The 2043-nt window shown below is 37.2% G+C and carries 3 protein-coding genes and 1 pseudogene; all 4 read right to left on the bottom strand.

All coding sequences use genetic code 11. The annotated features are described in order from the left end of the window. Positions 1-289: hypothetical protein (locus CXF89_RS19050; RefSeq protein ID WP_145990850.1), on the bottom strand; the 289-nt coding region annotated here is incomplete at its 3' end. A gap of 10 nt (positions 290-299) precedes the next feature. Then, positions 300-845 carry a BREX protein BrxB domain-containing protein gene (locus CXF89_RS19045; RefSeq protein WP_121955473.1) on the bottom strand — a complete coding sequence of 182 codons (546 nt, stop codon included), beginning with the start codon at positions 843-845 and terminating at the stop codon, positions 300-302. After that, positions 846-1628, bottom strand: coding sequence for a hypothetical protein (locus tag CXF89_RS19040; protein ID WP_121955472.1), 783 nt, complete (start codon positions 1626-1628; stop codon positions 846-848). Between the two features lie 2 nt (positions 1629-1630). Beyond that, a pseudogene (locus tag CXF89_RS19035) lies at positions 1631-2043 on the bottom strand (WYL domain-containing protein); the annotation flags it as partial.

Raw genomic sequence — 2043 nt, 5'->3', positions numbered from 1 at the left:
GATTAGTCCATAAAGCACGGATCATTTTAGCTAAATGTGATTTCCCCGAACCAAAAAAACCACTGATCCATACGCCAGCCTGCTTTCCATTTTTTTCTACGCTTGTGTTGTATGATTTTAGTATTTTTTTTAAACCTGCGGCATAAGCACCATCACACACGAATGTTCGTAATTCATATTCTAAAATATCGAGTTCTAATTTAGAAAGGTCATCCTTAACAGTTGCAACGCCTTCATTTGCAAGACTACGTATTGTAGGGTCGTTTAAATATACTTCGCGATTTAACATTCACTTATCCTTATGACATTGCTGTGATGGCTGTGGCGTGATAACCCCACCCATCACGGGCATCTAAAAGTTTAAAATTATTATTTTGATATTCACCAGGGAAGAAGACGATTAGTCGACCTTTTACTTCTTTTGCTATTTGCTCTACTAAGCCAGATACAGATGCAAACCCAAATAAAGTACCACAGCCAAGTAAAGCTACGACTGTATTTTCATTTTGCTTTTCAGTAAATTCTGACTTTAATTTAATAATTAGTTCTTCAATAAAGTCTTCGTACAATCCCACTAAGTATTCTGGATCTTCGAAATAGGTTTCTTTATAGTCTTGCTCTGCCATCCAGTTTTCAAAGCTGTTAGTAATATCGAGTTGTAACCATGGGTGATTACTCTGTGTTGCACAGGCTTCAAATTCAACAATCCTAGCGCGGAGCTTTAATTCATCTTCTTTGTTATAAACGACAAAAATTGTACGTTCATCAGGCGAGACTGCATTAGGCCAAGGTATGCTGATATGACTTTCAAAGCTTTGCAGTAATTTTGATAATCGGTCTGACATTTAACTTTGCTCCTTTGGTTGAACCGCTTTTGGTAGCTCTATATTGGGAAAGGTAACTTCTATCACTTCACTAATCTGTTTAAAATTAATTAAACCTCTTAATGAAGCTCTATGCGCCAGCTCATATAAATGCTCTTTATCTTGCGATAACATCTTGCACCAAAAGCTGTCAAAAAGTCGTTGACCAGACAAGCCATGGCAATGGGCTAAAAATAATGCATATGCGATATTTACATAAGTCGCTTTAGGCTGCGAACGGTATTTCTTTGTTTTACCTTCCAGGTAATTTGCCTGAGTCCATGTACCGTTAATGTTTTGTGCAAATGATTTAAGTGAGGCGGCACTAAAGCGTTCTGGATCATCTTTTGCCAAATGTTGTTCTACTGTTTCACGAGGTAAATGTTCACCCAATTGAAGTGGTAAAATTACACTAGCAGAATTTCTCAAAATAGGATCACGAGCCACGGCAAGCTGCAAAGCTAAAATAGGTTGGGCATCTTCTGATAGTTCCCACCACTGGCGGAAAACATTAAATAAAGGAATATCCATTGATATACCGTATAAATCGACAAGGTGCCTAAAGGTTAATGCACGTGATTTTTCGGTTGGCTTATGCAATATATTAAAATTGATGATGTCGTCTTCGTAATCTTTTTTTGTTGCACTTTTGTCGCGAGAAAAAAGTAGTGATTTAAGTTCTTCAATCATCATGCTTCTAGCTGAGTGTGCGCCATTTTTGCCAAATTTGAAGCCTATTTGGCTAAGTGTGTTTTCTTCAACCATGTTCATTCCTGATAGCCTGGTGCTATCTCAATATCTTTAAGATTAAGTTGTGATTTATTGCTTAAGTGCAGCTGGTAAGTATTACAGTTTAATGTGCCTTGTTCCGTGCAGTCTACATTCCATTGTCTTAGTAAATATCCTAATAGAGCAGCTCTTACTTCTAATTTTAATTGCCCGTTTTCCATTGCGTAATCAAGCTCTATTGCTTTTGGGTATTTTAGCTTTGGGTGCGGAGTTAAAATTATATCGTAAATGGTGTGCCATTGGGTGTCTTTATCAGCTGATTCTTCACAATTTATAGAGTGTTGCAGTATTCTTGGGCATTCAATACGGGTAGTAACAAAATCTCTAAACTGTTGCTTGGTTCTATCAAAAGCGCGTACATGCCAGCGAGTACCATTATTTACAATAGAAT

This window comes from Pseudoalteromonas sp. MelDa3 (assembly GCF_002863625.1).
In the GTDB taxonomy this organism is placed as follows: Bacteria; Pseudomonadota; Gammaproteobacteria; order Enterobacterales; family Alteromonadaceae; genus Pseudoalteromonas; species Pseudoalteromonas arctica.
This window is presented reverse-complemented; position numbering and strand designations above follow the sequence as displayed.

Bases quoted from the DNA above. Each gene is read 5' to 3' on its own strand.
- CXF89_RS19040 (WP_121955472.1), bottom strand. From the start codon at position 1,628: ATGGTTGAAGAAAACACACTTAGCCAAATAGGCTTCAAATTTGGCAAA.
- CXF89_RS19045 (WP_121955473.1), bottom strand. From the start codon at position 845: ATGTCAGACCGATTATCAAAATTACTGCAAAGCTTTGAAAGTCATATC.